The sequence below is a fragment of the Terriglobus sp. TAA 43 genome (assembly GCF_000800015.1).
Taxonomy (GTDB): Bacteria; Acidobacteriota; Terriglobia; order Terriglobales; family Acidobacteriaceae; genus Terriglobus.
Genome location: NZ_JUGR01000001.1, coordinates 39,491 through 65,975, shown reverse-complemented (window position 1 = coordinate 65,975; position 26,485 = coordinate 39,491). Strand labels below are relative to the sequence as shown.

The 26,485-nt window shown below is 58.4% G+C and carries 25 protein-coding genes; 5 read left to right on the top strand and 20 right to left on the bottom strand.

Annotated features, from left to right (window positions below):
* Window positions 1-2: 2 nt before the first annotated feature.
* Together M504_RS00315 and dcd are read right to left on the bottom strand one after the other, a co-directional pair.
* Window positions 3-644: a response regulator transcription factor gene (locus tag M504_RS00315; RefSeq protein ID WP_052200143.1), complete on the bottom strand. Its 642-nt coding sequence runs from the start codon at window positions 642-644 to the stop codon at window positions 3-5.
* Window positions 641-1,195, bottom strand: a complete 555-nt coding sequence (dcd, locus tag M504_RS00310; protein WP_047486671.1) for a dCTP deaminase — start codon at window positions 1,193-1,195, stop codon at window positions 641-643. Before dcd ends, M504_RS00315 begins: the two co-directional genes overlap by 4 nt.
* A gap of 192 nt (window positions 1,196-1,387) precedes the next feature.
* Between dcd and M504_RS00305 the strand changes: the two genes are divergently transcribed.
* On the top strand, window positions 1,388-1,681 hold the full coding sequence (locus M504_RS00305; protein WP_047486668.1) for an HU family DNA-binding protein: 294 nt from the start codon (window positions 1,388-1,390) through the stop codon (window positions 1,679-1,681).
* A 7-nt stretch (window positions 1,682-1,688) separates the two neighbouring features.
* Here the strand turns inward: M504_RS00305 and priA are convergent, their stop codons facing one another.
* A complete protein-coding gene (gene priA / locus M504_RS00300; protein ID WP_047492807.1) occupies window positions 1,689-4,169 on the bottom strand; it encodes a primosomal protein N' in 2,481 nt (826 codons plus the stop codon).
* 12 nt (window positions 4,170-4,181) lie between these two features.
* On the opposite strand from priA, the gene M504_RS21660 reads away from it, so the two are divergent.
* The gene (locus M504_RS21660) at window positions 4,182-4,517 is read left to right on the top strand and encodes a hypothetical protein (RefSeq protein ID WP_198137486.1); all 336 of its coding nucleotides are present in this window, start codon (window positions 4,182-4,184) and stop codon (window positions 4,515-4,517) included.
* On the opposite strand, the gene M504_RS00295 is transcribed toward M504_RS21660, so the two are convergent.
* Complete coding sequence (locus M504_RS00295; protein ID WP_047486665.1) at window positions 4,480-4,971, bottom strand: GNAT family N-acetyltransferase; 492 nt, start codon at window positions 4,969-4,971, stop codon at window positions 4,480-4,482. The two genes, M504_RS21660 and M504_RS00295, sit on opposite strands and share 38 nt — an antisense overlap.
* Window positions 4,968-5,414, bottom strand: coding sequence for a PaaI family thioesterase (locus M504_RS00290; protein ID WP_052200142.1), 447 nt, complete (start codon window positions 5,412-5,414; stop codon window positions 4,968-4,970). Before M504_RS00290 ends, M504_RS00295 begins: the two co-directional genes overlap by 4 nt.
* A gap of 69 nt (window positions 5,415-5,483) precedes the next feature.
* On the opposite strand from M504_RS00290, the gene M504_RS00285 reads away from it, so the two are divergent.
* Complete coding sequence (locus tag M504_RS00285; protein ID WP_047486662.1) at window positions 5,484-6,386, top strand: LysR family transcriptional regulator; 903 nt, start codon at window positions 5,484-5,486, stop codon at window positions 6,384-6,386.
* Here the strand turns inward: M504_RS00285 and M504_RS00280 are convergent.
* Window positions 6,383-8,632, bottom strand: a complete 2,250-nt coding sequence (locus tag M504_RS00280; RefSeq protein WP_198137485.1) for a TonB-dependent receptor — start codon at window positions 8,630-8,632, stop codon at window positions 6,383-6,385. The two genes, M504_RS00285 and M504_RS00280, sit on opposite strands and share 4 nt — an antisense overlap.
* A 627-nt stretch (window positions 8,633-9,259) precedes the next feature.
* On the opposite strand from M504_RS00280, the gene M504_RS00275 reads away from it, so the two are divergent.
* Window positions 9,260-10,081, top strand: a complete 822-nt coding sequence (locus M504_RS00275; RefSeq protein ID WP_052200140.1) for a C1 family peptidase — start codon at window positions 9,260-9,262, stop codon at window positions 10,079-10,081.
* A 100-nt stretch (window positions 10,082-10,181) separates the two neighbouring features.
* Here M504_RS00275 and M504_RS00270 read toward each other — a convergent pair whose 3' ends face one another.
* From M504_RS00270 to lptC, 11 genes are all read right to left on the bottom strand, one after another.
* Window positions 10,182-11,192, bottom strand: coding sequence for a uracil-DNA glycosylase (locus tag M504_RS00270; RefSeq protein WP_047486659.1), 1,011 nt, complete (start codon window positions 11,190-11,192; stop codon window positions 10,182-10,184).
* 74 nt (window positions 11,193-11,266) lie between these two features.
* Window positions 11,267-11,497: a DNA-directed RNA polymerase subunit omega gene (gene rpoZ / locus M504_RS00265; protein WP_047486656.1), complete on the bottom strand. Its 231-nt coding sequence runs from the start codon at window positions 11,495-11,497 to the stop codon at window positions 11,267-11,269.
* Window positions 11,498-11,584: 87 nt separating this feature from the next.
* Window positions 11,585-12,271 (bottom strand): guanylate kinase, encoded by a 687-nt coding sequence (gene gmk, locus M504_RS00260; RefSeq protein ID WP_047486653.1) that lies wholly within the window; start codon window positions 12,269-12,271, stop codon window positions 11,585-11,587.
* A 28-nt stretch (window positions 12,272-12,299) separates the two neighbouring features.
* Window positions 12,300-14,162: an ABC transporter ATP-binding protein gene (locus M504_RS00255; RefSeq protein WP_047486650.1), complete on the bottom strand. Its 1,863-nt coding sequence runs from the start codon at window positions 14,160-14,162 to the stop codon at window positions 12,300-12,302.
* Window positions 14,163-14,293: 131 nt separating this feature from the next.
* On the bottom strand, window positions 14,294-14,755 hold the full coding sequence (locus M504_RS00250) for a DUF1569 domain-containing protein (protein ID WP_047486647.1): 462 nt from the start codon (window positions 14,753-14,755) through the stop codon (window positions 14,294-14,296).
* A gap of 45 nt (window positions 14,756-14,800) precedes the next feature.
* Complete coding sequence (rapZ, locus tag M504_RS00245; protein ID WP_084213962.1) at window positions 14,801-15,715, bottom strand: RNase adapter RapZ; 915 nt, start codon at window positions 15,713-15,715, stop codon at window positions 14,801-14,803.
* Between the two features lie 99 nt (window positions 15,716-15,814).
* Entirely contained in the window at window positions 15,815-16,270 is a 456-nt protein-coding gene (gene hpf, locus M504_RS00240; protein WP_052200139.1) for a ribosome hibernation-promoting factor, HPF/YfiA family, read from the bottom strand.
* 161 nt (window positions 16,271-16,431) lie between these two features.
* Window positions 16,432-17,940, bottom strand: a complete 1,509-nt coding sequence (gene rpoN, locus M504_RS00235; protein ID WP_047486645.1) for an RNA polymerase factor sigma-54 — start codon at window positions 17,938-17,940, stop codon at window positions 16,432-16,434.
* Between the two features lie 161 nt (window positions 17,941-18,101).
* Window positions 18,102-19,016: an NADP-dependent oxidoreductase gene (locus M504_RS00230; protein WP_047486642.1), complete on the bottom strand. Its 915-nt coding sequence runs from the start codon at window positions 19,014-19,016 to the stop codon at window positions 18,102-18,104.
* Between the two features lie 33 nt (window positions 19,017-19,049).
* Entirely contained in the window at window positions 19,050-19,868 is an 819-nt protein-coding gene (lptB, locus tag M504_RS00225; protein WP_232296093.1) for an LPS export ABC transporter ATP-binding protein, read from the bottom strand.
* Window positions 19,869-19,921: 53 nt separating this feature from the next.
* Entirely contained in the window at window positions 19,922-22,216 is a 2,295-nt protein-coding gene (lptC, locus tag M504_RS00220; protein WP_198137484.1) for an LPS export ABC transporter periplasmic protein LptC, read from the bottom strand.
* 93 nt (window positions 22,217-22,309) lie between these two features.
* Here lptC and M504_RS00215 point away from each other — a divergent pair, with 93 nt between their 5' ends.
* Window positions 22,310-22,942 carry a hypothetical protein gene (locus tag M504_RS00215; RefSeq protein WP_047486636.1) on the top strand — a complete coding sequence of 211 codons (633 nt, stop codon included), beginning with the start codon at window positions 22,310-22,312 and terminating at the stop codon, window positions 22,940-22,942.
* 69 nt (window positions 22,943-23,011) lie between these two features.
* On the opposite strand, the gene glyS is transcribed toward M504_RS00215, so the two are convergent.
* From glyS to M504_RS00200, 3 genes are all read right to left on the bottom strand, one after another.
* Entirely contained in the window at window positions 23,012-25,129 is a 2,118-nt protein-coding gene (gene glyS, locus M504_RS00210; RefSeq protein WP_047486633.1) for a glycine--tRNA ligase subunit beta, read from the bottom strand.
* Entirely contained in the window at window positions 25,129-26,115 is a 987-nt protein-coding gene (locus tag M504_RS00205) for a glycine--tRNA ligase subunit alpha (RefSeq protein ID WP_047486630.1), read from the bottom strand. Before M504_RS00205 ends, glyS begins: the two co-directional genes overlap by 1 nt.
* A gap of 66 nt (window positions 26,116-26,181) precedes the next feature.
* Window positions 26,182-26,430, bottom strand: coding sequence for a hypothetical protein (locus M504_RS00200; RefSeq protein WP_052200138.1), 249 nt, complete (start codon window positions 26,428-26,430; stop codon window positions 26,182-26,184).
* Window positions 26,431-26,485: the final 55 nt, after the last annotated feature.

Here is a 26,485-nt window from a genome sequence, read left to right as displayed (position 1 = left end):
CTTTAGAGCTCTTTGCCGATCTGCATTTCCAAGGCACGTACCGTGAGAGCGACGCGATTGGGAACGCCGAACTTCTGCAACAGACGACCTACGTGACTTTTGACGGTCTTGGTCTCAACGCCGAGCGTGGCAGCGATCTCGCGATTCGCACGGCCCGCGATGAGAAGCTCGATCACTTCCTGTTCGCGAGGAGTCAGCCGCAGCTCCGGCGCCCTGCCTTCCGTCGGCGCGATCGTGTCGATCAGGCTGGCAAGAACTTTGCGGGGAGCCCAGATGGAGCCGTCGGCCACAACCTCTACGGCCATGGTGATTTCTCTCTGGTTGGCGGTATGGAGGAGATATCCTTTGGCGCCACCAGCAACGACTTTTTGAATGAATCCGGGGTCGCTTCGTGTGCCAAGCACCATCAAGCGAAGGCCAGGGCGCGCCCGTCGTAGGGTGGACATGAGGGCGGGGAGATCATCCTCGGGAACGTCGATCAGGACCATTGCCAGTTCGTTGTCGCGGAGGGTCTCCGGCGCCGTCATGGGGACGATATCGCAGGTCCCCTCCAGGATCGCGCGGAGGCCCTCAATGCGCAGGGCATCGCTACTGACCACACCAATCCGCAGTCGCCCGCCTGCCGATTGGTCTGAAGTATTCACAGTTTCGGCAGCACGATTCCCTGCTGCCCCTGGTACTTGCCGGAACGGTCCGCATAGCTGGTTTCACAAACTTCGTCCGATTGGAAAAAGAGAATCTGGCAGAGGCCTTCGTTTGCGTAAACCTTCGCGGGAAGTGGCGTTGTGTTGGAAATTTCGAGGGTGACGTAGCCTTCCCACTCTGGCTCAAACGGCGTGACGTTCACGATGATGCCGCAGCGCGCATACGTGGATTTGCCGACGCAGATCGTGAGGACGTCGCGCGGGATGCGGAAGTATTCGATCGAGCGGGCAAGAGCGAAAGAATTTGGGGGAACGATAACGCTATCAGCCTCGACTGTGACGAAGGAACGTTCGTCGAATGCCTTGGGGTCAATGATGGCGCTATTCACATTGGTGAAGATCTTGAACTCATTGGAGACCCGCAGGTCGTAGCCATAGGACGAGAGCCCATAGGAGATGCAGCCTTTGCTCACCTGCTTCTCGCTGAACGGCTCAATCATGCCATGCTTTGTTGCCTGCTCCCGGATCCACTTATCGCTTTTAATCGACATTGCACTCCTGCCGCGAGGGTACGCCCTGCGTAACTCTGCTGTTTGTGTCATCTTACGACAATCGGACACTTTGATCTTTTTTGTGGACAAAGGTTTCAGGAGAATGTTGACAGGGGCCAAAGGCGTTCCTAACATCATGACAATGCGCCGGTTGCCCATGGCCGCTCAGACACTGGAAGGGAAAACAAACCCGTGATCAAGCAGGACCTGATTCAGCGAGTCGTGGACCGTACCGGTCTGCCGAGAACACGTGCCGAACAGGCCGTGGAAGACATTTTGAAGGGCGTGAAAAAAGCGCTTACCGCTGGTGACCGCATCGAACTGCGCGGATTCGGCGTCTTCACAGTGAAGCCTCGGAAAACCGGTATCGGCCGTAATCCACGCACTGGAACCGAAGTGGACATTGAGCCCGGACGCGCCGTGCGATTCAAGCCTGGCAAAGATCTGCAGGAATTGGATAAGCCACTGGCAGCAAAGGCCGAGTAGCTCCGCTTCACATCAAACTGATCGCATCGACATCGACAAGGATGGCGTTGCGCGGGATGCCCTTGTGTTCCGCATGACGCAACATGTTGCGCAGACCTGCCTGCAGGTCGCTGCGTCGTTGTGCCTTCAGCAGCAGGTGGTAGCGGTAGATGCGTTTCAGGCGCGAGACCGGCGCTGCCGCTGGGCCAAGCATGCGGACGCCCGGAACGGATGCGGTGTTGAACCAGCGGCCAAGTTCCCCGCTCCACCGCATGGCTTCGCCCATATCCTGCGACTGGATCAAGACGTTGGTCAGGACGCCGAAGGGCGGGTAGAAGAATGGGCGGCGGAACTGCATTTCGCGGCGCACGAAGCCTTCGTAGTCATGCGCGGCGGCGCAGCGGACTGCGTAGTGATCCACGTGATAACTCTGCACCAGGACCCGGCCTGGCTTTTCGCCACGACCGGCGCGGCCACTGACCTGGGTGAGTAGCTGGAAGACACGCTCTGCGGCACGGAAGTCCGGCATACCGAGCGCGTGATCGCAACCTACGACGCCGACGGTGGTAACGCCGTGGATGTCGTGCCCCTTGGCGATCATTTGCGTGCCTACGAGCAGGTTGATTTCGCCGGAGTGGAGGCGTTGAAGCAGACGCTCCATGTCGCCGCGCCCGCGTACGGTATCGCGGTCCATACGGCCGATGCGCGCGGAGGGAAAGATCTCCTGCAAGCGTTCCTCGCCCTGCTGTGAGCCGGCTCCCATGTAGTAGAGGTGCTCGCTGGAGCATTTGGGGCAGGCTTTCGGCACGTTGCGACGGAAGCCGCAGTAGTGACATTCGAGGCGCTCGCCGGGTTCTGCGTGGAGGTCCGTGCCGTGTACCGGTTTGTGGAACGTCATGGAGATGGCGCAGTTTTCGCACTCGATCTTTTCGCCGCAGGAACGGCACATGACCACGTAGCTGTAGCCGCGACGGTTGAGCAGGATGATGGCCTGTTCACCGCGGTCGAGTGTGGCCTGTGTCTCTTCGATGAGGCGGCGGCTGAAGAGATGTTCTGCGCCCGTTTGCTGGAACTCTGCGCGCATGTCGACGAGTTCGACCTCGGGCAAGGGGCGATTGGCCACGCGCTGTTCCATCTTCAGCAATGTGTAGCGGCCTGTTTGCGCGTTGTTCCAGCTTTCTAATGATGGTGTGGCTGAGCCGAGGATGACCGGGATGTCGAGCAGCTTGGCGCGCATGACGGCTACGTCGCGACCGTGATAGCGCGGTGTTTCTTCCTGCTTGTAGCTGGAGTCGTGCTCTTCATCAACGATGATGAGGCCGAGTGATGGCACGGGTGCAAAGACTGCCGAACGGGTGCCGACAACGACGCGAGCTTCGCCACGGCGGATGCGGTGCCACTGTTCGGCGCGTTCGTCAGGTGAAAGCTGCGAGTGGAGCAGAGCTACTTCGTCACCGAAGGCTGCGTACATCTGCCCTGCCATGGCGGGCGTGAGGCCTATCTCAGGCACCAGTAACAAGGCGGCCTTACCGGTGGCAAGGACTCGTTGCATGGCTGCGAAGTACACCGCTGTTTTGCCGCTACCAGTGACACCGTAGAGCAGATGCGGCTTGAAGCTGCCTTCTGCTAGTGATGCCGCGATGGACGCGAGGGCTTCCATCTGCGTTTCGTTCAGTGCGTGTTCGTGTGCGTGTTTCTTGCCCTCTGCATGCACGCCGCCGAGATGGAATGCGAGTGGCTCGTCTTCAATGACGACCAGACCGCGGCGCACGAGTGTGGTCAACGTGGAATCGGGCACGGGAAGGTCGCGCAGATGACGCACCGGCATGCGGCCGCCGACTGCAGTGAGTTCCGCGAGGATGCGCATCTGGTTGTCGTTCAGTTTGGGCAGGCGTGCGTCTTCCACGAGGACGGCGACACGTTCGGTGCGGCGTGCATCACGTTCGTCGGCCTCGACTTCGCGTGAGAGCCAGCGCTTGCGGACCATGCCTTCCAGCAGCGCCTTCCCTGCTCCTGTGGCGGAACGAAGTTGCGCGAGCTTCAGTGCGTTGCCGCTTTCCAGCGCGTTGAGCACGGCGTATTCGCGGTTTTGCTCTTCCGTCGACAGCTTTGAGCGGCGCGACGAACCTTTTTCTGCGCCCTCATACAGAACCCGGCGGCCCTGTTCGGCAATCCGATAGAGAAACACACGACGGATTTCCGCGGTGAGGGGCAGCATGCCGCGCAGGACCTCGCCCAGCGGGGCGACGTAGTACTGCGCGATCCATTCCGCAAGGCGCAGAAGGTCGTCGGGCAGGAGCGAGGCGTCGTCCAGCACCTGCTGTACCGGTTTAACCTCAAATTCACCTTCGGGTTCCTGCGAATGCACGCGCAGAATCACGCCCATCAGCCGTTGTCCGCTGAAGGGCACGAGGACGCGCGCGCCGATGGCAGGCGCCTCGCCGTCGACCCGATATGTAAATGATCGGTCTAACGGAACAGGCAAGGCGACGTCTACGAAGAAAGACACATCTTCTAGTGTATGAGCCAAGTGACGTTTCAACCGTACCGGAAGGTACATGCCGCCAGCGGTGTTGTGGCGTACGCGTTTGAGAATGACGCGATGCACATCCAGTTTCGGAACGGCGACGTGTACGTGTACACGCCTGCCGCCACCGGTCGCCTGCATTTAAAGGTGATGCGGCAGCTTGCACGCGCGGGTGCGGGGTTGAGCACGTACATCAGCCGCCAGATTCGGAACCGGTACTCATTGAAATACAAGCGCGATCTGCCGGAGGAGACCGAAGGTGCAACTCCTCCAGCGCCGCAGGAGAGTCGCGTTAAGCGCCGGAAAGTGGCGCCATCTCCATCTTCATAAAAACGTCGGCGCGGTCGTACTTCATCTCCGGCAGCTCAGAAGGAGGGACGTGGTGAAAGCCCACGGCTTCGTAGAGGTGCACGGCATTTTGCAGCTTCTTGCTGCTGCCAAGAAACACCGTGCGCGCGCCGAGAGAGCGTGCCTGATCGATCATGTAAAGCAATAGCTTTCTTCCGATGCCCTGCCCGCGGACTGTGCTGTCCACCGCCATCTTTGAGAGCTCGTAGATGCCCTCGGCGTAACGAACCCACGCAGCAGTTCCGACGATGCGACCGTCGAGCTCCGCGACGTATACCTGGCCACCTTTGGCTAGGATGGTGTTGTAGGGATCGTTAAGTGTGGTGCGGTCTTTTTCTTCCAAGCGAAACAGTTTTGTGATCCATGCCTCGTTCAGGGCGCGGAATGCATCGGCATCCGACTGCGATTGCATGGGACGCATGGTTAGATTTGTCATTGTTTCTTCTCCGCGCCAGGTCGTGCGCGCATCATGGTTGCCGTTGCTTCGGCAAAGACCGTTTCCCTGTCCCCTGACGTTACTTCTGCACTTGCGTACACCACGCGTCCGCGATCCTGTGTTACCCACGCACGGACACACAGCACTGCATCTGTTGGTACAGGGCGGAGGAAACGTGTTTCAACCTTTGCCGTTACGGCCTGTATCCCCTCAAAGTGCAGGCACCATCCCAGCGCTTCATCCATCAGCGTGAATGTGATGCCGCCATGTAGGATGCCGTTCCAGCCTTCGTGTTCTCGACGCGCAATGGTGCGTGCCTCTGCCGTGAAAGGTGCGGTGTGGCCGAAACGGATGCCGAGTCCTGCGGGATTTTTGGGGCCGCATACGTAGCATCCTGGGCTTTTTGTAAGGACGTTTTGTGGTGACGCTGCCAGTACTGCCATGACTCCAACCTAATGATGCAGATCAGGCGTGTCCAATAGCATAATCAGAGCGATTGATAAGCTGAATGCATGGATACCGATCTGGAGTTAAAGCACCTTCGATCCTTCGTGGCGGTTGCGGAGGAGTTGCATTTTGGACGTGCGGCTCAAAAGCTTTACCTGGCGCAGCCTGCGCTTTCGCAACAGATCCGGCGCATGGAAGAGATTGTGGGATCGCCGCTGTTTACGCGCACTTCGCGGTCCGTGTCACTTACCTCTGCGGGCAAGGTTTTGCTGGAGCGTGCGCATCGGACGCTTCGCAACGTGCGGCTTGACCTGGAGGAGACACGCAGCATTGCTCGCGGTGAAAGTGGGCGTTTGAATGTTGGGTTCGTGGGTTCCAGCATGTTGGCGACGTTGCCTGCCGTGTTTCGACAGTATCGTTCTGCTTTTCCGCTGGTGCAGATTCATCTGCATGAATCGTTTACATCGCGCGTTGCCAGCGGGTTGCTGGACGGAACGCTGGATGCCGGTATTCTGCGCGATAGTGATCCACAGCCTGATCTGGAAGTCGAGACGTTGTTTACGGAACGCTATCTTGCAGTGCTTCCAAGTAAACATCCGCGTGCGAGCCAGCGGACGATTCATGCTTCGGTACTGCGCGATGAACCTTTCGTGTTTTACTCACGCGTTGCGGGAAGCGTTGCTTTCGACAAGCCGCTATCGCTTTGTGGTGGCGCGGGATTTCGCCCTCGTGTGGTGCAGGAGGCTTCACATTGGCTGAGCATTGTGCGGCTGGTGGCGGCGGGATTTGGAGTTTCTATTGCACCGGCTTGCGTAGCAACCATTGCGGAGAAAGGTGTGGTGTATGTTCCACTGCGTGGCGCTACTGAGGTGAGTCATGTAGAGCTTGCGTTTCGTAAGGGTGAGCAGCGGCCTATTGTGCAGGGCTTTGCGCGTATGGCTCGCACTATTGGCAGAACTAAGGTCTAAAAGGAAAACTGGAGACTTCCCTGCACGGTTCTTGGCGGGACAAAATGTGTGCCGCTGAAGGTGGAGAGAAAGTTATACAGGGCGATCTTGTTCGCCACATTCAGTACGGCTATGCGCGCGCCTACCGTTACGTGCTCAAAGCGGAAGAGACGGTCGTCGCCTGCGGTGAGATCGAACAGTGTTCGTGGTGTGACGCGTACGGGATTCCTGTCGTCGTCTTCTGTGCCGAAGGTTGGGATGCGGATGCGTGTTGCGCCGAAGGATGCAGCACTGCATTGCCGGATTGGCTGTGTTGGTGTGGCGTAGCTGTTCCCGCAGTGGAGGCCCATCTGCGATTGTTCGTCGGCGGTGAGATTCAGAGCATCGAGATACGTTGGCACTGTGTCAGGCAGGGCGAGGCCGCTGTTGTAACGCCAGATGGTGGAGATGTAAGGGTGATGTTCTCCGATGAGGCGTGCGGGAAATTCATGGCGGATGTCGGTTGTTTGTTCAAACTCTTCGCCGTGGTCGATGCGGAAAACAGGTGCTGATGGAACGCTGTTGAAGATGAGACCGCCCGTCTGTGGTGTGAAGAATCGCGAGCGAACGTGGCCCATGACGCTGAAGATGTTGAGGCCATGCCAGTCGTGCAGATTGGCTGTGAGTGCGAGGCCGTCGATCTTTGATTTGCGCCACGCGACGCTGAAGGTGATGGGCGTGTTGAAGAGCGTGTCGAAGTCGAAATCGTCGCGTGTGAACTTCCAGTAGTAGTCGGCGTTCACGCTGAAATGATTTCCGAAGGCCTGTTCGAATCCGGTGTTGAACTGGTTGCGAGTTGCGGGGCGGACGGGCTCAGACCGATAGCTGGCGAATGGATTCTTGCCGGTGCTGTTTGCGGAGCTTTCGTTGGCGAAGATGAGGTTTTCGTTGTACGGCGTTTCGTAAAGGCGCGCGTATGAGCCCCGCAGCAACGTGTGCGCCCATGGTGTTCGCCATCCGATGCCGAAGCGCGGCTGCAATTGGTTTCCGTGGCTTAGGCCGTTGTAGATGTCGTAGCGAAGGCCGGGGCTTAGTACCCAGTTGCCTAGTTTGATTTCGTCCTGCATGTAGAACGCGGCTTGCACTACGTCTGCGGATTGATTGAAACGGAATAGCGAGCCTCCACGCGTGAGATCGTAGGGCAAAAGATTGGGCAGGAAGTTGGGATTGATGCCGTATCCGGAGGTTGCGCATTGACTGGTGGAGTCGACACCTATTGCTGCTACGGGATTGCCAGTGGCATCGGTGCAGAGTGCGTTGTAAAGCGGATCGGTGAGGCCGACAGCGAAGCGTTCGTGCAGCAGCGTGTGCCAGTAGGTGCTGCCGATCTTTGTTGTGTGTGCGCCGCGGATGTATTCGCCTTCGAGGCGGAAGCCGGTGTTGGTGAGCGTTCGATTCTGCGCTAGGGTTGCGGTGGCGTCGGCTAATGGATTTGCGGATGGGAAGTACTGCGCTTCATCGTGGCGATAGAAGGGTATGAAGTTGGTCAGTACGTATGGCGTGAAGATGTGCGTCCAGCCGAGGGCGAAGTTTGCATTGCGGATCTGGCTGCGCTGATCCTGCCCTGCTGCGGCGGTGTCGTAGCTGTTGGGCGTTTGAAACCATGAACGTCCGGCACCGAGGTTCAGGTGAAACTGGTTCGCTGCGTTCGGCTGGAAATCGATCCGGTTGAAAGCACCCTGGCCATTCCCGTTCGCGTGTAAGGGGATGAACTCTGGTGTGTCGAGAAAACGTTCGGAGCCATTTGCGCCGACGGCAAGGAACTCTCCCCAGTGCTGGCCGCCTGTGCCGAGTGCAAGATTCTGCGACCATGTGCCGAAGCTGCCGTACGTGGTGGAGAAGGTGCCGAATGGTTTCCGAGCTAAGCCGGACTTTGTTGTGACACTTACGACGAGGCTGGTCTTGTCGCCGAATTCAGCGGGAGGCGCGCCAGTTGTGGCGGTAAGGTTGCGAATGATATTCGGGTCGATCTGGTTGGAGAAAACCTTCGCCATCTGGTCGGTGATGGGTTGACCGTCGAGCGAGATGGAGGTGTCGGCGTGTTCCCCCAGAGGATGGGCGAAGCCATTCGCGTCCGCGGCCACGCCGGGCGTTGTGCGTGTGAGGATGTCGGTGAATCCCGTGGAGGCGTTGAAGATGGGCACTGCCTCAAGCTGTTTCGTGTTCAGCGTATGTTGAGCCGTTGGGCTGTTGACGAGGGGTTGCGCCTCGTCTGCGAACACTGTCACCTCCTCCTGCGCTATTGGTTTCTGCGCGGCGGCGAGGGGTGACAGAGCGAGTGAAATAGCGATCAGAATGCTTTGTTGGCCATACATATTTAGGTATACCTAAATTGTCTTTAGGTAAGCCTAACTCATGCGTCGAGAGAATGCCAAGTTTTCTTTTGCGGAGAAGCGGAATGAGACGACGCTGCCGATCTAACGACTGGTCGCGAGCGTGGCTTCGGAGCCAGTCCCGCCATAACGCTGAGATCCTTCCGGGCCTCCCCTTCTGGCGTGGTCGCAAAGGAAAGGCGAGAAGGACGGGGCAGGTTATGACACTGGCCGCGCGCGGGTATGCCGGCGATTTGTTTTACGTCGACTACGTAGCTTGCCGCTGTCGCGCAGAGAACTTTAGCGCAAGCTACATCGAAGCTTATCCAGGATGTATTGATAAGAAGCCCGGACACACTAAGTCAGCACTTTTCTAATAACAACGGTTAGATAAGTCTTGACATGGAATAAGGTGGCGGCGGTAATTTGAGCCATACATGCTGCCATTTGTGATGTTGCGAATGATTTTGCTTTCGATGCAACTCGGGAGCTGTACGTTTTAGAACTTAGTTCGAAGCTTCGATAGTCATCAAGGAGAGAGTTATGGCGAAAGCAAAAAAAGGTACTGCCCCAAAAGCGGCGGCGGCTGCACCAACTCCACATACGATTCAGAAATATGGATGGGTTCCTGATCTGCCAGATCAGCGCGATTTTCTTTATGCAGCGCCGACACCTTTCCAGAAAGACCTGCCTGCCTCAGTGGACCTGTCGCACAAGTGCCCTCCTGTATACGATCAGGGACAACTGGGGAGTTGCACTGCGAACGCCATCGCCGCAGCTATCGAATTTGATCAAGCAAAACGGTTCGTTCCTTCGCGACTTTTTATTTATTACAACGAACGCGTGATCGAGGGCACCGTTGCAAGCGATTCCGGTGCGCAGATCCGTGATGGGATCAAGAGCGTTGCGACGCAGGGTGCGCCGCCTGAAACGATGTGGCCTTATGCGATTGGCAAGTTCAGCACCAAACCCCCGGCAAGCGTATATAAGGAAGCCCAAAAGGACGTGGTGACCCTTTATCAGAGGCTGATCCAGAATCTCAACACGATGAAGGGCTGCCTGGCGTCAGGGTTTCCATTTGTATTTGGCTTCACTGTGTATTCGTCCTTCGAGGGTCCTACCGTCGCCAGGACCGGGATCGTTCCTATGCCTAATGGCAGCGAAAAATCGGTTGGCGGTCACGCAGTGATGGCCGTGGGCTATGACGATGCTTCGCGTCATTTCCTGGTTCGTAACTCCTGGGGTCCGAAGTGGGGACTGAAGGGTTACTTCAAAATGCCCTATTCGTATGTGACAGAAGCGTCTCTTGCTTCTGATTTCTGGACGATTCGAAGCGTGTCGCAGACAGGTAATCCAGCGAAATAAGGCGAATGGAACATCGACCGCCACTACAGGCTGGACTGAAATAGTCCAGCCTGTTCGTTCGCGTGATCCTTGCGACCTAGAAATAACTAAATGGACTTAGTCAGCTTCTTGCAGGGGGTTTCAATCCAAGCTCTACCATGACGCGTTGGAGATCCTTCCAGGCTTCGCCTTTCTGGCGTGGATCGCGCAGAAGGAAGGCGGGATGGTAGGTGACGGCGCATTTGGCTCCTCGTACGTCGTGCCATTGGCCGCGCAGGTTTGCCAACGATTGCTTCACCCCGAGCAGGTATGTGGCTGCCGTTGCACCGAGTGCGACGATGACCTTCGGCTGCACGATGTCCACCTGCTGCAAGAGGAATGGCGAGCAGGTGTTCGCTTCCTTCGGCTCCGGGGTGCGGTTCTGCGGCGGGCGGCACTTCACTACGTTGGCGATGTAGACATGTTCGCGTTTGAGGCCCATCGCGTTGATCATGTTGTTGAGCAACTGCCCTGCCTTGCCTACGAAGGGAGTGCCGCTGGCATCCTCGTCAGCTCCTGGGCCCTCCCCTACGAACATGAGTTCGGCGTTGGGGTCCCCGTCGGCGAAGACGATGTTGTGACGGCCGGCATAGGCCAGCGGGCAGCGTGTGCAGTCACCGATGGTGTCGCGGACGCTTTGCAGTGCAGCGAGTTTGTTCGCAGGCGCAACGCGCTCTGTGGGCAGAGGTGCGAGATTGTTGAAGCTGACAAGAGGCATGGCAGGGGGAGCGAGCTGTCCTGTGGGCGCGGGCGCCTGATCGAAGTCGTATGCGTGCGGTGCAGCCGCGGCTGTGGGCGGTGTGATGACAATGTCCGGTGCGCGATTGCTCGACGGCATCGGGGGACGCTGCGGCGTGGGAGTTGGGGCAGGACGCTGCACAGGCGCGGCGGGTCGTTGTGGAGATGGACTGCCTGAGTTTGCAGGACGTTGCGGAGTTGCCGGTGCAGATGCTGTTACCGGCGTGGCAACTGACTTCCACCATGCGGCGAGCGCAGGATCATCTGACGGATCGCTGGTGCGATACACGTCGTAAATTCCTAAGTCGCGAAGGTACTCCAGGTACCCGCGCAGTGATTCAGCGCTTCCGTCCATGTGTCCATTCTAGAGCGCAGCAACGTTCTCGCCCTGTGGACGGCGGTGCACCGGACCTTCCGCAACACAGGAACTTACAGTGCGGACGGAAGAATGGCCTTCGGAGAAGGCTTTACGAAATACCGCACAGATCCACTGCGGATTTCGTCCTGCGCCACGCGGCAGGCTTTCATGCTGTTGGTGTGAACAAGCGGAGCAGCACCGGACTGAAGCTGACGCGCGCGGCGTGCGGCTCCCTTTACCAGGCTGTACTTATTAAGCAGAGCATCGTCGATACCGTTCAGGGCTTGCGAAGATTCGTTCATTCCCTTTGCCTCCGTACCGCATGAGGCAACTGTAACCCAGATGGCATGAAACGGCGCGAAGATTTTTATCAGAAGTAGACGAAACGGTTACTTTGTTGCGGGTGTCAGTGGTGCAGCAGCAAACTGTTCCAGCACCTGACGTACACCTTCCGGTGATATCTGAGTGCGGCATCCGTCTGCCAATGCAACATCTGCCTGCGACGCAACACCACGTGCTTGCAACACGATAGCGCGAAGTTCTGCTGCCGCGGTGTCGAGCACATTGTTCACAATGGCGAAGCGATATTTCGACACATGCTCCAGTTCGCCATGCGCCTGACGAAGACGGCGTTCAATCACAGCTTCGTCCGTCATACGCTCTGCGGCGCTGCGATTTCGCAAACGCGTTTCCAGAATGGCCGGGCTGGGAGGCAGGATGAAGATGGAGACCGCTTCAGGGACACGTTCCATCACCTGCAGCGCACCCTGCACGTCGATGTCGAGCAGAAGATCGTGCTCGTTTTTTGCGGCCTGCGCCAATGCGGCGCGCGCAGTTCCGTAGTAATTGCCGAAAACGTCTGCCCATTCGAGAAAGGCATCTTCACTGATCATGCGTTCGAAATTCTCACGCGTGGTGAAGTGGTATTCGCGTCCATCTTCTTCACTGCCGCGGGGTGCGCGGGTGGTGTATGAGACGGAAAACTCCAGTCCCTCCACGTAGTTTCGCAGTTCGCCCACGAGCGTGCTCTTACCGGAGCCACTGGGCGCAGAGATGATGAAGAGAATACCTGCCATTGTCGTTCGTCCGTCTTTTGAAGTGAGTTTATACGCCCTGCGGTTGTAGCGGAGCGTCCGGTGGTGCATCGTCTCCTGCAAACTGCATCATGTAGAGCTTGTGATACATGCCGCCGTGCGCGAGCAATTCAGCGTGCGAGCCGGTTTCCACGATCTGTCCACGTTCCACGACAAGGATGCGATCTGCGCGGCGCACCGTGGATAGCCGATGCGCAATGACCAACACCGTGCGGTGCACCATGAGGTTGGAGAGCGCCTCCTGCACCAGCGATTCACTCTCCGCATCGAGCGCAGAGGTGGCTTCGTCAAGAATGAGGATGGGCGCGTCTTTCAGAATGGCGCGGGCAATGGCAAGACGCTGGCGTTCGCCGCCGGAGAGACGGAAACCTTTTTCACCAATGACGGTGTTGTATCCGTCGGGCATGCGTTCGATGAAGTCATGCGCCAGCGCAGCCGTGGCCGCAGCGATGACACGCTCCATGGGAACGTCGGGCTGGCCGTAGGCGATGTTGTTGCGCACGGTGTCGTTGAACAACACCGTCTCCTGCGTTACGGTGCCGACGAGTTTGCGCAGGCTGCTGAGTTGCACGTCGCGCAAGTCGTTGCCGTCGAGCGTGATGCTGCCGCCCGTGGGATCGAAGAAACGCGGGATGAGATTGACCAGCGTGGATTTGCCACCGCCGCTGGGACCAACGAGAGCAATCACTTCGCCGCGCTGCACGTATAGGCTGATGCCGCGCAGGACTTCGTGGAAGTTCTCTTCGTCGTCTTCATCGCGATATCCGAAGCGAACATCGTCGAAGCGGATTCCCTCTTCGAAGCTCCTGAGATGAATGGCGTCACGCTTTTCGGGAAGGTCGTCACGCTCGTCGAGAAAGTGGAAGATCTTTTCGCTGGCTCCCAGTGCCTGCTGGAAGCTGTTGTAGTACATGGCGAATTTGCGGACCGGATCGTAGAGCGCGATGACCGCAATGAGGAACGTGATGAACGAGCCAGCCGTCATCTGGTGATGCACGATGCGATTGCGGCCGATGAACAACAGCAGCGCAATGGCGATGGAGCCAAGCGCATCCATCAGCGGCGATGAGATGGAACTGATACCCATAGCGCGCATGTTGGCGCGGAGCAGTTTGCGCGCGGCGCGGCGAAAACGAGCCATCTCCCACATCTCCATACCGAACGCCTTCACAATGCGATTGCCCGTGAGCGTTTCGTGCAGGAGATTCTGAATGTCTGAGAGGCGATCCTGGCCGCCGCGGGTGCTGCGGCGAACACCACGGCCAATCTTCTTTGCGGAATAGAAGATGACGACGACAAAGCCAAGCAGGATCCAAGCGAGTCTGCCGCCCGCGATGACCACGACGCACGCAGTGAAAAGGAGCGTGAAGAATTGCTGCAGGAAATCACTGAGCACGGTGGACATGGCGATCTGCACACGCTCAATGTCGTTGATCAGCGTGGAGAGCAGAGCGCCCGTGGTGTAGCGCTGGAAGAAGGCGCTGGAACGCTTGAGCACCGCACCGTACAGGTCGTTGCGGAGGTCCGTGATCATGCCGAAGCCGGCGTAATTGACCAGGTATGTTCCGGCGTAGTCGCAGATGGACTTCAATACCGCCGAGACAAACAGCGCGTAGGCCACGATTGTCCAGGCATTGTGGAAGCGATTCGGCACGAAGTACTGGAGGTTGATGAGCCAGTGGGTGTGTGGAACGGCGAAGACCAGAATCTTGGTGCTCTGAAGGTCTGCGCTGAGCACGTTGTCAAGAATGGGCTTGACCAGCAGGAGACGCAGAGCAGCCATGGCGCCGACGATGGCCATGAGGACCACGGACAGCAGGGTGTAAGGCAGATAAGGGCGCAGATACCACAGCAGGCGCAGGATGCGTTTCATTGCGTGGGCCGAACCATCCAAAGTGTCTTGTACAGCACGGGTTTTATCTTACTCGTTCACATGTCATAAGTAAGAGTTCCCGAGACATCTCGCAGAGGACAAAATGTGCTTCAACCTGGGACCAACAGCCCTTAAACACCAAACTGGCGCAAGTGGTGATCGAGGTGTTTGTACATGAGGATGGCCCACTGTTCGGGCTTGAGTGGTCCGAAAAACGGGTGCGGGTATTGGGAGCAACCCTCAGGACCACGATTGGCAAAATTGTCGATTGCGGCGACAAGCCGAGAACGCTCATGGATGCAGTCAAGCTCTGATGGCTTCGCCGAAAACAACTCCGGCGAAGAGGGAGAGTTGCGACGCATCGGCTTATCGTCGCGGAAGACCAACGGCTTGATAAGCACGCCGATCAAGCTAGCAGGAAACGGTGCACGCTTGGGATGGATAACACCCATCGCCATTTCAACGCCTGAGGTGCAGTGAGCAAGCGTTTGAGCGAGATCCATGCTGCCCCACTGCCGCTTGTTCTCCGGACGCAGATCAAGAACGCGCCGCCTTGTGTCCTCCACCACGATTGGGTCAAAGAGATTTTTCATCTCAGACAGACTCCATTTGGAAATCGGAACTTTACTTCGAGGGCACTATTGCGGCATGTCGCGGTGCGAAACCTTAACGTGATAGCCCGCGTCGCTGAGACGCTTCTTCATCTCTTCCACAATGGCTACGGAACGATGCTGTCCGCCGGTGCAGCCGAAGGCAATGGTGAGGTAGCTCTTGCCTTCCGTTACGTAATACGGCAGAAGAAACAGCAACATGTCCGCTGTGCGGTCCAGAAACTCCTGGGTCTGCGGGAAGTCCATCACGTACTTCGCCACGCGCTCGTCGCGGCCCGTGAGGGGACGGAACTCCGGAATAAAGTGGGGATTGGGCAGGAAGCGCACGTCAAAGACAAGGTCAGCTTCTGCGGGTACGCCGTTCTTGAAGCCAAAGCTCAGCGTTGTAACGAGCAGTCTCTGTTCGCCCTCGCGACGAGAGAACTGCGTGGTGATGTGAGCGCGCAACTGATGCACGTTGAAATGCGTCGTGTCGAGAAGAACATCGGCCACGTTGCGGATCGGCTCCATGCGCTTGCGCTCGGATGCAATGCTTTCTGAAACCAACTCATCGCGACGAAGCGGGTGCGGGCGCCGCGTTTCGGAGTAGCGACGCACCAAGACATCGTCGGACGCCTCGAGGTAGACCACCGTGGTGGGCAGCAGGCCGCGTACAGCATGCAGGATGCCCGGAAAGTTCTCAATGGAGCTTTCGCGTACATCGACGCCCAGAACCGCGCGTGTAAATTCGCTTGAGCCACGCAGAAGTTCGGCAAACTGCGGAATCAATTCCAGCGGAAGATTATCGACAGCGTAATAACCCAGGTCTTCAAATGCTTTGAGCGCAGAGAGTTTTCCTGCACCGGAAAGACCCGTAAGAACTACCAGTTCGCGTCCGGGAGTATGAGGCACTCCCTCCTTGCTTCCCACTACCGGGGTACCGCCTGACGGTGGTTCGACCATGCGCAAATGCTAGCATCGCCCGATAGCCCGCGAGTGACTCAAAATGAAAAGAGGCATCCGCGATGGAATGCCTCTTCCCGTTACTGAACTCAGAACTCGTCAGGCGGCTTCGACTTCCTCCGTTTCGATTTCGCCGTCCTCAATGGCCGCAATGGCCTTTCCTACGCCGGTCTTATTGGTGGCCGACGATTTCTTGACCGATGTGACTTCGCCTGCTTCCGTGGTCTGCCGGCGAATGGTTCCGGTGGCATCGTGGTCCGGATGATGGCGCGTAGTGACAACTTTCTTGCGCGCCTTTACGGCCTGCATCTCCACCTTGTCCAAAGCGTCTTTCAAGGCAATCTCGACATCCTTTGCCGAGGTATGGGAGGAGAAAGTACTGATGGTGTTGCGCACCGTGACTTCCGCCTCGCAGCGATTCTTTTCGCAGCTGAGCACCACCTTGGCCATACATTTGGGGCCAAGGATTTTTTCAATGCGCGCCAAACCCTCTTCTGTCTGCGCACGCAACTTTGCAGTTACCTGTGTGCCTCTGCCGGTGATCTCAAGATCCATGCTGCTTACCTCCTTCACCTCTTGGGTAAGATGCCGGGGTTGTTGTCACGAAATCTGTGAACGCCACGTTAATCCCGGCGCCTTGAGATGTGTTTCTAGTCCCTTCGAGGCGGCGCGTCAACTGCCAGATTGACAGACCCTGTGGATCGCGGCAGATTCGGCTAGTCGCGCTTGCGGCGCTGATGTGTACTGGGGATGTTCATATCCTCGCGATACTTCGCCACTGTGCGCCGCGTGACCTGAATTCCCTGCCGTTGAAGCTCACTCGCCAGTGCGTCGTCCGTCAAAGGTTTCTTCGGATCTTCTTCCTCAATCAGCTTGCGAACCTTTTTCTTCAACAGCATGAGCGGAAGATCACCGCCTTCGGGGCCGTTCACGCCCTCGCTGAAGAAGAAGCGCAGCTCGAACACTCCCTGAGAGGTGTGCACATATTTGTTCGCGACAGCTCGCGACACGGTAGAAGGATGTACGCCAATTTCTTCCGCCACCTCTTTAATCATCATGGGGCGGAGGGAGTCGACGCCGTGCTCCAGGAACTCCTGTTGACGGCGGACGATGGATTCGCAGGTGCGAACGATGGTGTTCTTGCGCTGCTCAATGTTGCGCAGAAGCTGGATTGCGGAACGATACCGCTCCTTGACGTACTCTTTCACCTCGCGCTCGGTGTCCTTCTGGCGCAGCATCTTGCGATAACCGGCGTTGAGGCGCAGGCTGGGCAGATCGTCTTCATTCATCACGACCTGCCACTCGTCGTTGCGTTTGACGAAGGCCACGTCCGGCTCAATCAGCCGCGTTTCCTGCTGGTTGTAACGCTGGCCGGGGCGTGGATCAAGCGAACGAATCGCATCGATCCCAGACTGCACTTCATCCAGCGAGGCGTTGAGAAGGCGTGCGAGTTCGCGAAGATCACGTTTCTGCAAGAGTTGCAGGTGATCCGTGACAATCCTGCAGGCGAGTGTTAGTTCGCTCTGGCGTGCCTCATATTCTTCCTCATCCAGGATGGCGTCGTCTGTGTCGCTAAGGGCAGCGCGGATCTGCAACAGGAGGCACTCACGCAGGTCCCTGGCGGCGATGCCAATGGGATCGAGGGTCTGCACGGCGGCGCGTGCTTCCGCCATGAGGGCGGGCGTGGCGTGGCCGTTTTCATCGAGCGCGGCAAGTTCCGCATCATCGACGGTGAGGTAGCCGTTGTCTTCCAGATTGCCAATAACCACTTCGCAGGCAGCGCGTAGCTCCGGCCGCAATGTCATGGCGCCGAGCTGCCACAGCAGATGATCAGTCAGCGTGGATGGCTTGGAGAGGAAATTTTCGAACGAGGGGGAATCAAGCTCTTCAAAGGATGGGCCGGAAGCGCGGAAGCCGGGGTCGAGATATTCCTGGAAGTATTCACCCATGTCGATCTCATCGAATGGATCTTTCTCTTCCCGCTCGGCCTCGGTCTTTTGCTGTTCTGCAGAGAGTTCGCGGTCGCCTTCGCGCCCGGCAAGCTCCTCAAAGCTGGCTGAGGACTCGTCAATCTCCTCCAGCACCGGATTCTCAACGACTTCAGCGTTGATCATTTCCTTCAGTTCCAGCTTGTTGAGCGCGAGCACGCTCACCATCTGGACCAGCCCAGGTGTAAGCACCTGGCGCTGAGCAACTCGAAGGTTCAACTTAGGCTGAAGCAGCAAAGACAATTCTCCGTGGCAAAGACCTGGGACCCTGCCTCATGAGAACAGAGCAACCTGCCTTCCGAAGTCTACTCCGAAAGGATGCGTCACGGATGGCCAAATGGCAAGCAACGTGCTTGCAAATTCATTCTTTTAACTTTCCCGAATTGGAACGAGAAACATTACAGGCGGATCACGAGCTTTCCGGGGTTTCCAACTGCGGAGCCGCTGTAAGCCTGATCCGCTTCCTCCAGTGAGAGTTCCGCTTTGACAAAAGCCTTTAACTTGCCGGAATCAAACCAGTTGGACAGAAACCAGAGCTCGTCGCCACGGGGCTCCACGATGAAGAAAGCATCTTTCACTCGCTGTTCCGTGGTTCCTTCCGCATCGGCTGCGATTGTTACCAGCCTGCCTCCAGGCGAGAGGACGGACCATGATCGAGTCAGGGTTTCGCCACCCACCGCATCGAAAACGACGTCGACCTTGCCCGCGTCTTCGAAGCGTCGTTCGCGATAGTCGATGACTTCATCGGCACCGAGCTGCTTCAGGAAATCGACGTTTGCCCCGGACGCCGTGGCAATCACGTAGGCACCCTGCAACTTTGCAAGCTGGACTGCGAACAGCCCTACCGCTCCCGCCGCGCCGTGAATGAGGACGCGCTCGCCCTGTTGGAGCTTTGCGCGATCGTGCAGCCCCTGCCACGCTGTGAGCGCACCAATGGGGGTGGCCGCCGCTTCGATTGCGGAGAGCGAGGCTGGCTTGAGAGAAAGATTAGAGGGTTTGGCAATACAGAACTCCGCAGTCGCCCCCTCTGCGAACCAATCGTTCATGCCAAAAACGCGATCGCCCGGACGATAGTCTGCGACACCTTCCCCGATGGCTGAAACGATGCCGGAGAATTCGTGGCCGGGGATCGCTTTGGATCGCGCTGTGCCGTCGGCATTGTGAGTGGTGGGGTACCAGAGCTTCTCGGTCGGGGTGACGCCAGAGGCAAGGACCTGAACCAAAATTTCACCGGCTTCTGGCTCAGGAACGGGACGGTGAACCGGCTGCAGATGCAGCTCTTCTGTGAACTCCATCGCTTTCATGTCTGCCATGGCGCTCGTTCCTTTTCGTAGCGAAATTAGATTTCAGAGGCGGAAGCTTTCACCAAGGTATACACGTTTCACTTCTGCGTCGCGGCCCAATTCGCCGGGCGTGCCGTGGCGGAAGATGCGGCCCTCCGCGATGATGTAGGCGCGGTCGGTGACGCTGAGCGTTTCGCGGACGTTGTGGTCCGTGATGAGAACTCCGATGCCACTCTTCTTCAGGTTGAAGATGATCTGCTGAAGGTCGAGTACGGCGATGGGATCGATGCCGCTGAAGGGCTCGTCCAGCAGGATGAAGCTGGGGTCGATGCAGAGGCAACGCGCAATCTCTACACGGCGGCGCTCGCCACCGGAGAGCGCATAGCCTTGTGTGCGACGGACGTGGCCCAGATTGAGCTGTTCGATGAGTTGCGCGGTGCGGTTGCGGCGCTGTTCCCAGCTGAGACGCTGTGTTTCCAGGATGGCAAGGATGTTCTCTTCCACCGTGAGTTTGCGGAAGATGCTGGGTTCCTGCGGCAGATAGCTGATGCCGTAGTTGCGCGCACGAAGATACATGGGTGCGCGGGTGATGTCTTCTCCAGCAACGGTAACGCGACCGGAATCGGGGCGCACGAGGCCGACGATCATGTAGAAGCTGGTAGTCTTGCCCGCGCCGTTGGGGCCGAGAAGGCCGACAACCTCGCCCTGCGTGATATTGATGCTCACGCCGCGAACGACTTCACGACCGCCATAGCTCTTGGCGATGCCGTCCGTGGAAAGCGTGTGCCGCGTCAGCGCCGCGCTGGATTCAAAAAGTTCCAAGCCAGAAGACGAAGACTCGCCCCGCCCCTCCATCTCCAATGTACCTGTAGCTGATCCCATGCAAACTTTTAGACGAAATCTAAAGGACTGAGGATTCAGTCTTTGGATGCGGATTACTTCTTCTGCGGGTTGGCTTCCACCTCGGTGTGAACGCGGTGCGTACCGGCGCCCTCTACCTCCACGTTGTTGTCCCCGCTGTGCAGCGTAAGGGTGGTCCCGGTGATGGTTCCCTTCTGCGTGTCGATCACCTTTGGCTGGTTTTGCGGCGTTCCAGTAAGGACGTAACGCTGATCCGACGAAGTGTAGACAAGACGTTCGCCCTGGCCGGTGCGGCCCGGCTGCGTAATGTTGACCGCGCCGGTGGCCACAATCTGCTGTACGTTGCCCGAAAGAACGCCCGGAGTGGTGCCAGACAGCGTCGCAACCGCCTGACGCGCGGTGAGCAACGCACCTGAGGTCTGCATGGTCACGCCGCCGGTGACGTCCGCATGAGCGAGATGCACGCCTTCCGCCGGGACGTAGAGCAGCGTCGTTCCGACGATGCGAACCACGCCGCTGGATTTCTCCTTGCCGGTGGCCGATGCGGGTAGCAGCAGGTGGACCGTACCTGTGGCGGCAGAACCCGACGGAGCATGAGCCATCAGGCGGTTGGTACTGCGGTCGACTTCGATAACCGGCGCTTCCATCTGCGACGACGATGTCCACATGCGGGCGGCATGCGTTCCTGCGAAGAACTTCGCCACGGAACCGGCGATGGTGGCGTGTTCCGCCGTAACGTGTACGGGGTCACCGTTCTGCTTCGACTGGTAGACGCCTCGAACACCGCCGCTTGCGTCGGCGTCTCCGCTGCCCTGCGTGAGCGCGATGCGGTCAGCGGCGATCTGCATGCCGTCGCCTGTGACGCTGGGTAAGCCAGTGAGTAGCAGCTTGCCGGTGGCGCCGTCGAAGTCAGCGTGTGAGGCTGTGGCGTGCGTTTCTGATGCCGCCTTGCCGTTTTTCGCAGGTGACTTCGCGGCGACGGTCACGCGGCCATCCTGCGTGGCCGATTGTACGGACGACGCGGATTTTCCGACTCCGGGTGGCAGTAGTTTTACCTGCAGAGTGTCGCCGGTGCTGGTGCGTGTGGTTCCTGCGCCGTCGTCTTCATCCAGCCTCGTGGAGCCGCTGCCTGTCAGCAAGGACACGTAATGTTTCTTGCCGGAGGTAGCCATGATCGCATGCAGCGTGTCGCCAGCGACTGCGGTTGTTTTGGCTGGTTTGCCTGTGGTGGTGGAATGGAGCTGTGCGTGGCCGGTAGCAGTGGCGTCCTTCACGACGGTGTGGCGCGTAGCGTCCGGAGCGAGGTTTGCGACGAGGTTGTCAGCCGTGAGGTGGTCCAGCGATGTGGGCGAATGATGGTCGAGCGTGACGCCGCCGGTGAGTTCCGCCGTCTTCGCGTTCCCTGCACCATCGAAATGCATTACGGCTGTCTGGCCGGAACCACTGCCCTCCGGATGGGACAGCGTGACGCCGCCGGACATGGTAACCAGCGTGGGTTTGTTCTGTTCCGAGACTTTAGCAACAAGCTTTGGAGCCTGCGCGCGGATGCCGTCGCCACTTTGCAGGGAGGTATGGCCGTCAGCACGGATCTCGTCGATACCACCGGATGGTCCCGCATCCAGAACGACCGTGTCACCTTGCGCGTTCATGTCGCCGGTACGCACCAGAGCCATGCGCAGCGTAGCGAGGCGCTGGTTGCGGTCGAGTTGAGCGGAAGCCGCGGTGAGGTGCACCGGCTGGCGATCCTGGGTGCCGTCCATGGTCACGGCGGAATGCAGATTGAGGAGGCCTGTGCTTGTTGTGTAATCAGCGCCGGTCGCTGTGCCGTGCAGATCGCCGTACTCAATGTGCAGCGGCTGATCGGTTGTGGCAATGCCCTCTTTTTGCGTGAAAACCAGACCACTGGTGGTTACAGAGATTCGTTTCGCGCTGGGATTTTGTTGCGCGTTGGCGGGCGATGCCAGGTCAAGATGCACTTCGCCCATGGCTTTCACGATGCCGTTGTTCTGGTCGTACTCAAACTCCGCGCCACGGATGCTGTCCGTTTCGTGCGAACCTTCCGGGCCGTAAAGGGTGATGGCGACGTCGTGGAGCGTGGTCTTGCCGTTCTGCCGCTGGATCGCTTTGGCCGCGTGCAGCGTGAACAGCGTGTGGCCCTTTACGGATTGGGAATAAGTGAAGCCGTTGGCCTGCGACTTGATGTCGATGCCCATTTTTGCGGGCAGATCATGCAGGAATTTGCGGGCTTTGTAGCGAGCGATGCCGATAAACGATGCAAGTGCCACGAGCATGACGACAACGCCGACAAGGAGCCAACGGCGAAGACGCGTCACCGAAATGCCGCCTGCCCTGCCCCGTCTGCTGCCCATTGCCATTGCTGTTTATCTTCTCAGGGAACAGGGGTGCGTGTCCGATTTCCGCATCATGAAACGCATTCCGTGCAGTAGCATCCAATATTGGTTATGGCCGATCAGCTCTATCTAAGCCTCTGGTTCCCGAATTTCCGTCTTGCTTCTCTGCCGGAGAAGCTCACCTCTGTCCTGGAACAGTTTGCCAGGGTGGCAGACAACCAGGGCCGCATTGCCGTGGCGTCTGCTATTCCGCTTGGGTGGAATGAGTCGCCCGTGTTTCAGCGCATTTTTGTGAATGACGACCGATCTGAAGATTCGGACGACTCGGTGGCGAAGAATGCCGTTGCCGAAGCGACCGAACAGCTTCATGACGACATGGCCTACGAGTTTGAGGTCAAGTGGCAGCTATGGCAGCCGGAAGAAGGCGCCGAGGGCTTTGACAGCACCTGGCGGCTGGAACCGGCGACCGTAAAAGTCATCGGCTTTGGACCGGAGTTTGACGACTCCAGCTACGAGCAGAACGGTCATATCCGCGTGGACTTTGGACTCGACACGCCGTGGGTTCAGGACGAAAGCGATCTGGATGAGGACGGACAAAAGCGTCTGCAACAGAACGTGGAAAAGCTCCTGGCGTTTGTGTTGAGCGTCGAGAAGCATTGCGGCATTTCATCGCGGCTGCTTTGGACCGAGAGTGGTGAGCCGCTGGCGGAGAAGTTGATTGCAACGCTGCAGCGTGTGAACTAAGTCTCTTTTGCAAATAGAAAACGCCTTCCAGTAAAGACTGGAAGGCGTTTTCTTGTTTTACCGAAGCATCTATCCCGCGATCACGATCTCTGAGAAGTCAGCGACCTTGCTGTAGTCCAGCAGAATGCGCAGCAGCAGGCCCAGGCGTGCGGCGCGCAGTTGCGGCTCTGGGGCCATAACCATCACCTTGTCAAAGAATGCATCCACGAATGGACGAAGCTCTGCGATGGTGGCCAACGCGAGCGTGTAGTCCCCGTCCTTGCGCAGACCTTCTACCCATGCGGCGCGGCGTCCGGCTTCTTCAGACAGGCTGCGTTCCACGGGTTCCGTGAGGAACTCGAGCTTCGAGCCGGGTGAGAAGACTTCTCCCTTGGCCTTTGCCTGTTCGACGAGGTTCTTCATGCGCTTGAACGCTGCGGCAATGGCGGCGAAGTCTGCGCCTGCACGTGCTGCTGAGACGGCATCGACACGCTTCATAGCATCGCGCACGTCGTCCGGGTCGGTGGCCATGACGGCCTTCACCACGTCGTAGGCTCCGCCGCGAATGTCGCGGAGATACCACTCCAGGCGCTCGCCAAGGAAGCTCTTCACGTTTGCGCAGAGGGCCTCATTGTTATTGGTGGCGGCACCAGCGATTTCGCCGAGTGTCAGCGGCAGATCGCTTTCCGCAAGGATCTTCACGATGCCGTTGGCGGCGCGACGCAGACCGAAGGGATCTTTCGATCCGGTGGGCTGCATGCCGAGGCCGAACATGCCGGCGATGGTGTCTGCCTTGTCCGCGATCGAGAGCAACTGCCCTTCAACGGTGGATGGGATGGCGTCTTCCATGCCTGCGGGTTGGTAGTGTTCGTAGATGGCGATGGCAGCGGCTTCGTCCACGCCCTGAGCCTTGGCGTACAAGCCGCCGATGATGCCCTGCAGCTCAGTGAACTCCTTTACCAATTCGGTCGTGAGATCGGTCTTGGCCAGTGTTGCCGCAGTGGTGAGTGCATCCAGCTTCACGCTCACAACTTGACCACGCTGTGCATTCGCACGTTCGCGCACGAACTGGCCCAGCGTGACGACGAGCGCATTGGTGCGCTCCATCTTCGCGTAGTACGAGCCGAGTTCCTTCTGAAATGTGACGTTCTTCAGCAGTTCGACGCGATCCTGCAGCGAGGCGCGCTGATCGAACTCGTAGAAGAAGCGTGCGTCGTTGAAGCGGGCACGCAGAACACGCTCGTTGCCGTGACGGATGATCTCAACGGCATCGCCCACTGGCTCTGTGTTGAGCACGGCGAGGAAGTACGGTTGCAGCTTGTGTTCGCCATTCTCAAGCGCGAAATAGTTCTGGTGATCGCGCATGACGGTTACGAGAACTTCTTCGGGCAGCGCCAGAAACTCGTCTTCAAACTTGCCGAGGAGGACGGTGGGCCACTCGGTGAGGTGCGTTACCTTGTCGACCAGCGGATGGTCTTCGCGCCAGCGTGCGCCTTCGACGATGCGCGTTGCTTTGTCCAGGTCCTTGCGGATGCGCTCGCGGCGATGCTCCACGTTGACCATGACCTTCGCCTGATACAGCTTGTCAGCGTATTCCGCGGGTGTTGCGATGGTGATGGGCTCGTAACCGAAGAGAACACGGTGGCCATAGGTGACATTCGAAGCGGTGATGCCTGCCCATTCCACGGGGAGGACTGCGCCGTCGAGGAGCGCGAGAATCCACTTGATGGGGCGCACGAAACGCTCTGGCAGGAACGGGCGCCAGCGCATGTTCTTGGCCCAGTACATGGCCGCGATTTCCTTCGGCAGTTCCGCCAGAACAACCTCAGAGAACGACTTGCCTGCGCGCTTTGCGGTGGCGGCAAGGTACTCGCCCTTGGCGTTGGTGATGGTGCGAAGCTGATCGACAGGGATGCCCGCCTTCTCCGCGAAGGCTTCCGCAGCCTTGGTGGGCTGGCCGTCTTTGTAGGCGGCCTTTACCGGCGGTCCAACGAGTTCTTCTTCAGCGTCGGCCTGCTGCGCGATCACGCCCTTTACCCATACGGCCAGACGGCGCGGCGTGGAGTAGCTTTCTACGGAGAAGCCTTCTTCGACGAGACGTTCGCGCGTGAGCAGGTCGCTGACTCGCTTCGTCAGCTCTGCTTCGGCTCCCGGCAACATGCGTGCGGGAACTTCTTCCAATCCAATCTCAAACAGAAACTCTGCCACTATGCACCAGCCTTTTCTTTCAAGGCAGCAAGGCGTTCCACCTGCTCCGCGTAGATCTTCGCGACGCCTACGATCAGCGTGCGGATGCGAGCCATGACGCCCACGCGCTCCGTTACGGAGATGGCGCCGCGTGCGTCCAGCAGGTTGAACAACTGTGAACACTTCAAGGCCAGTTCGTATGCGCCAAGCACGGGGAAACGCTTGACCGTGACTTCATCCGCATCTTCCGGCAGCGTTTTGAAGGCTTCCAGGAGGCCGAGGCATTCCGCCTCGTAATTCTCAAGATGCAGCCAGAGCTTCGATACATCTGCGTGGTCGAACGCAAAGGCGGAAAGCTGCTGTTCTTCATACAGGCGGATGTCGCCGTAGGTGGTGATCTTGCCGGTGTCCGGCTCCTTCGCCCACTCAATGTCGTAGATGGATTCCTTGTCCTGCAGGAACTGGGTCAGGCGCTCCATGCCGTAGGTGATCTCGCCGCTGATGGGGTCCAGATCCATACCGCCGCACTGCTGGAAGTAGGTGAACTGAGTGATCTCCTGGCCGTCCATCATGACCTGCCAGCCAACGCCCCAGGCGCCCCCCACGGGCCATTCCCAATTGTCTTCTTCAAACTTGATGTCGTGCTCGGCCAGCACAATGCCAATGGCTTCCAGGCTCTTAAGGTACAGCTCCTGGATGTTGGCCGGTGGCGGTTTCAGGATGACCTGAAACTGGGTGTGCTTGTACAGGCGATTGGGGTTATCGCCATAACGACCGTCTGCCGGGCGACGCGAGGGTTGCGCGTAGGCAATGCGAACAGGCGTGGGGCCGAGGACGCGCAGGAAGGTGTCCGGCGACATGGTGCCTGCGCCCATCTCCGTGTCATACGGCTGCTGCAGGACACAGCCCTGCTCCGCCCAAAAGCGTTGCAGGGCAAATAATGTTTCCTGAAAAGTCATCACGCTACGGCGCGGCGTGGTCGCGGCTGTTTCTGCTACGGCAGACATGTGTGGGTGCGTACTCCTTGATGCGTTCCCGTAAGTTTATCGCGAGACGCTCAGGAAAGCCCCTGATCAGATATGAATGCCCCAGCCAAGTTCACCCAGTTCGCGCTCAATCTCAAGCAGGGCTGCCTCAAGAGCGGAACGGCGATGTGGGCTGGAGGTGCGCTCGCTGAGGACGCGTTCGCGCTGCAGCTCAAGCTCCTGCACGCGGCGCTTCTTCTCACGTTCGGTGCGCTGCTGTTCTGCCGCCGTAGCCGGCTTTGCTGCTGGAGTTGGTTCTGGTGCGTCCACGTCTTCTTTCTCCCATCCGCGTGCCATGGATTCATTCTATGCCCCACAACGCAAAGACATGTCGCAAAACGGCTTGAGTCGT

Bases quoted from the DNA above. Each gene is read 5' to 3' on its own strand.
- dcd (WP_047486671.1), bottom strand. From the start codon at position 1,195: ATGTCGATTAAAAGCGATAAGTGGATCCGGGAGCAGGCAACAAAGCAT.
- M504_RS21660 (WP_198137486.1), top strand. From the start codon at position 4,182: ATGAGCCAAGTGACGTTTCAACCGTACCGGAAGGTACATGCCGCCAGC.
- M504_RS00295 (WP_047486665.1), bottom strand. From the start codon at position 4,971: ATGACAAATCTAACCATGCGTCCCATGCAATCGCAGTCGGATGCCGAT.
- M504_RS00290 (WP_052200142.1), bottom strand. From the start codon at position 5,414: ATGGCAGTACTGGCAGCGTCACCACAAAACGTCCTTACAAAAAGCCCA.
- M504_RS00285 (WP_047486662.1), top strand. From the start codon at position 5,484: ATGGATACCGATCTGGAGTTAAAGCACCTTCGATCCTTCGTGGCGGTT.
- M504_RS00275 (WP_052200140.1), top strand. From the start codon at position 9,260: ATGGCGAAAGCAAAAAAAGGTACTGCCCCAAAAGCGGCGGCGGCTGCA.
- M504_RS00270 (WP_047486659.1), bottom strand. From the start codon at position 11,192: ATGGACGGAAGCGCTGAATCACTGCGCGGGTACCTGGAGTACCTTCGC.
- rpoZ (WP_047486656.1), bottom strand. From the start codon at position 11,497: ATGAACGAATCTTCGCAAGCCCTGAACGGTATCGACGATGCTCTGCTT.
- gmk (WP_047486653.1), bottom strand. From the start codon at position 12,271: ATGGCAGGTATTCTCTTCATCATCTCTGCGCCCAGTGGCTCCGGTAAG.
- M504_RS00255 (WP_047486650.1), bottom strand. From the start codon at position 14,162: ATGAAACGCATCCTGCGCCTGCTGTGGTATCTGCGCCCTTATCTGCCT.
- M504_RS00250 (WP_047486647.1), bottom strand. From the start codon at position 14,755: ATGAAAAATCTCTTTGACCCAATCGTGGTGGAGGACACAAGGCGGCGC.
- rapZ (WP_084213962.1), bottom strand. From the start codon at position 15,715: ATGGTCGAACCACCGTCAGGCGGTACCCCGGTAGTGGGAAGCAAGGAG.
- hpf (WP_052200139.1), bottom strand. From the start codon at position 16,270: ATGGATCTTGAGATCACCGGCAGAGGCACACAGGTAACTGCAAAGTTG.
- M504_RS00230 (WP_047486642.1), bottom strand. From the start codon at position 19,016: ATGGCAGACATGAAAGCGATGGAGTTCACAGAAGAGCTGCATCTGCAG.
- lptB (WP_232296093.1), bottom strand. From the start codon at position 19,868: ATGGGATCAGCTACAGGTACATTGGAGATGGAGGGGCGGGGCGAGTCT.
- lptC (WP_198137484.1), bottom strand. From the start codon at position 22,216: ATGGGCAGCAGACGGGGCAGGGCAGGCGGCATTTCGGTGACGCGTCTT.
- M504_RS00215 (WP_047486636.1), top strand. From the start codon at position 22,310: ATGGCCGATCAGCTCTATCTAAGCCTCTGGTTCCCGAATTTCCGTCTT.
- M504_RS00205 (WP_047486630.1), bottom strand. From the start codon at position 26,115: ATGTCTGCCGTAGCAGAAACAGCCGCGACCACGCCGCGCCGTAGCGTG.
- M504_RS00200 (WP_052200138.1), bottom strand. From the start codon at position 26,430: ATGGCACGCGGATGGGAGAAAGAAGACGTGGACGCACCAGAACCAACT.